Raw genomic sequence first — 3,168 nt, 5'->3', positions numbered from 1 at the left:
CAGTTTTTTGTTTTGGCATATTATCACCTTTCTCCTATATTTTTATATTTCCATTTTATCATAATTAGACCAAAAGGTCAAAAAAAATTAGACCAAAAGGTATAAAAAATTAGACCAAAAAGTATAAAAAATTAGACCAAAGAAAATGCCCTTCAATAGCTATATATCAGCTTAAAATCTACTTTTTACCCCCTGCTTACTCTTTTCTATATATTTAAGGCGATAAATATCGCCTTAAATATATTCTTTTTTCATTTTTTTTAGAGGGCTTTCCACAATGCAATAGTCGAGTAGTATTTTTTGAGAAAACCACTCAAAAAATCTCCACTCTTTTGCTATTGCATAGTGAAATTCGGCAGGTGTGAGCATGTCGCCAAGCCGAACATACCAAAAACGAGGATTTAAGTTGCACGACTTGGACTAGCAATTGTACCTGCCGAACCGCCTTGATCTATCGTTCAAGAATTTCACTAATGCCATATAAAATTACGTTAAGTTCCTGGGGGCTAGCCCCCAAACCCCCAGCCAGCACTCACACCCAAAAACAAGGGGGATACCAATAAAAAAGTCAAAATCCACTATATAGGATTTTGACTTTTTTATTGGTATTGAACTACAAGGGTCCCTACAGGCTGTTTTTGAACACCCGTAGTTCTTTTTAAAAGGGATTAATTTATCAGATTTATTAAATGAATAATTCATAAAATCCCCTTTCAATCACTCTGTTGTATGGCAATTTATCAAGTAGGCAGTTGTACATAAGTAGTGTATGCAGGGGACAAAAATGTGTATATAACTGGATAAGCCTTTTTTATTTTTGGCTTGGTATGAAAAAAGAACCCTAATGTTGGATAGGGTTCTTTTTAGGGGTAACAGTTGAAGGTTGAAGGTATATTTCATATTTATTATGTACTTTACTCTTATATTCATTCGAATAGGAAACACATATGTTTGGAGTAATTTGCAAAGCGATTGTTGGAAAAGGAAAAATTAGCGGTAAGTGTCAATGGTAAGCGGACTGGAAGGGGTCAGCGGTTTGTGCTGATCCATGAAAGGAGCATTAAGGAATTGACACGTGCAATTGATTCTTCACCCTCTTGGCCTGTCAAAACGTCAAACGTTTTGGCCTGCCAACCGGCGAGGGAGTCCCTCAAGGATTGAGGGGTTGGGGAGTTCGATTGATGGGGTCAAGGGGAAGAGTTCCCCTTGTAGGTTCGGACAAAGTCCGAGGTTTTTTTGCCATGCAAGGCATGGTTTGGCGAAGCCAACGAGCCTCGCAGAGCACGTCCAAATGAAATTTGGTATAACGTGCTAGACCAAATTATTGGATTCTCTCAATCTTCGTGCTATGCTGATTACCAAAAGGGGGGCTTACTTGTGGCTCATGTAGAAAAATATACAAAAGGCAGCGTACAAGGATTATCGATTCATTGGGACAGAAAAACAGAAAATCATTCGAATCAAGAGATTGATAATGAGCGGTCAAATTTAAATTATGATTTATGCGAAAAAGAAGGAGATACACTTTCCCGCATGAATGATCGATTACGTGAAGTACATTGTTTGAATCGGAAAGATGTAAAAGTTTGTAGTGATTGGGTTGTTACGTTACCAGAAAACTTGAAGGGGACTTCAGAAAAAGAACAACGTGAATTTTTTGAAAAAACCTATGAGTTTTTAGCGAATCGTTATGGCGGTGAAAAAAATGTATTGTCCGCTAACGTACATAAGGACGAAACAACACCTCATATGCATTTTGCTTTTATGCCTGTTGTTTGGGACGAGAAAAAACAACGGGAAAAAGTTTCAGCCAAAGAGGTTTTAACAAGAAAAGATTTAAAGACATTCCACCAAGATTTAGATACATTTTTGAAAAAGGAAATACCACACATCTACAAAGATGGAATTTTAAATGATAAAACGATTGGTGTTGATACCGTTAAGGATTTAAAAAAGCATTCTCTAGAAATAGAGAAACAAAAAAAGGCGATGGATGCGGAAATAAAGATAAAAGAAAAAGACTTGGAGAGAAAAATCCAATCTTTAGATAAAGAATTTGAAAGTAAAAAGAAAAAGCTTTTAGATCTCAGTGAACAATTACCACAAGAAATCAAAATCAATGCAAAAGGGAAAGAGAAAAAAACAGAGGTTGTGAAAAAAGGATTATTTAAAACAGAAACGATAACCAAAAACACTGGGAATTGGATTATTGGAACGAACGAATTGAAAAGAGTACAAAAAATGGTGAACGCTGCCTATATGGTCAAAAGGGATTATGAACGTTTGCAAAGTACAGATTTGGTGGAAGAAAATAAAAAATTACACCTGCAAGTAGAGGGCTTGTCTAACAATTTAAAAGCATCTCATCAGATTAATGCGGAGTTGAGAGAGAGAAATAAAGAATTACATACAAAAATAGGCTCGTTACAAGCTCATATAAACGATTTGAAGATAAACGTAAAGGTTTTATATCAACAAACGAAAAAAGTCTTTAAAGAGCAATTTAAAACGTTTAGAGGGCTTGTTAAGAATGAACTAGTTGGAAGGGAAGTAGAGGATTACTTTGAGCGTGAACATAAAAACGAAATGACTAAACAACGAGGATATGATATGGAAAGGTAAAACCGCCTTAGAATCAATTCTTGGGCGGTTTATTCAACTGCATTAATTGGAGCCTTATTATTATTAAAATCTTCGAATCTAGCAAGTAAGTATTTCTCTTTTGTATCTTTACCACGATGAACAAGGCTTGGATGTATCATTATTGCTCCAGTTCTTCTAGTAATTATTTGGGCTTGCTCCAGTGTTTTTAATGTGTCTATTACAGTTTGTCTAGATACCTTGCTTTTTTCGGTCAATTCTCTTGTAGTTATAATTAACGTATTTGTTGATTTGTCCATGTTTTCTAATATGTATTTTACAACTTGCATTTTTTTATTACCTAAACTATCTATTAATTGAACGATTGCAGTTAAATATGTGATCATAAAACCATTTCTAGGAGTTTTCTTTATGACTTCATCAGTTTCTATTATTTCACCTGTATCTAGGTTTCTCCATCGACTTTTACCGTTATATATTATTTCGTTTTCAGTTTTTTGTTTTGGCATATTATCACCTTTCTCCTATATTTTTATATTTCCATTTTATCATAATTAGACCAAAAGG

The 3,168-nt window shown here is 34.7% G+C and carries 2 protein-coding genes; one reads left to right on the top strand and one right to left on the bottom strand.

The features are described from left to right. Positions 1-1,377 precede the first annotated feature (1,377 nt). Positions 1,378-2,622: a MobV family relaxase gene (gene mobV / locus PDQ68_RS28375; protein WP_000951564.1), complete on the top strand. Its 1,245-nt coding sequence runs from the start codon at positions 1,378-1,380 to the stop codon at positions 2,620-2,622. Between the two features lie 29 nt (positions 2,623-2,651). Here the strand turns inward: mobV and PDQ68_RS28370 are convergent, their stop codons facing one another. Beyond that, the gene (locus PDQ68_RS28370) at positions 2,652-3,110 is read right to left on the bottom strand and encodes a replication/maintenance protein RepL (protein ID WP_001125937.1); all 459 of its coding nucleotides are present in this window, start codon (positions 3,108-3,110) and stop codon (positions 2,652-2,654) included. Positions 3,111-3,168: the final 58 nt, after the last annotated feature.

It is taken from the genome of Bacillus cereus group sp. Bc010 (assembly GCF_027716745.1).
Lineage (GTDB): Bacteria > Bacillota > Bacilli > Bacillales > Bacillaceae_G > Bacillus_A > Bacillus_A pacificus.
This window is presented reverse-complemented; position numbering and strand designations above follow the sequence as displayed.

Bases quoted from the DNA above. Each gene is read 5' to 3' on its own strand.
- PDQ68_RS28370 (WP_001125937.1), bottom strand. From the start codon at position 3,110: ATGCCAAAACAAAAAACTGAAAACGAAATAATATATAACGGTAAAAGT.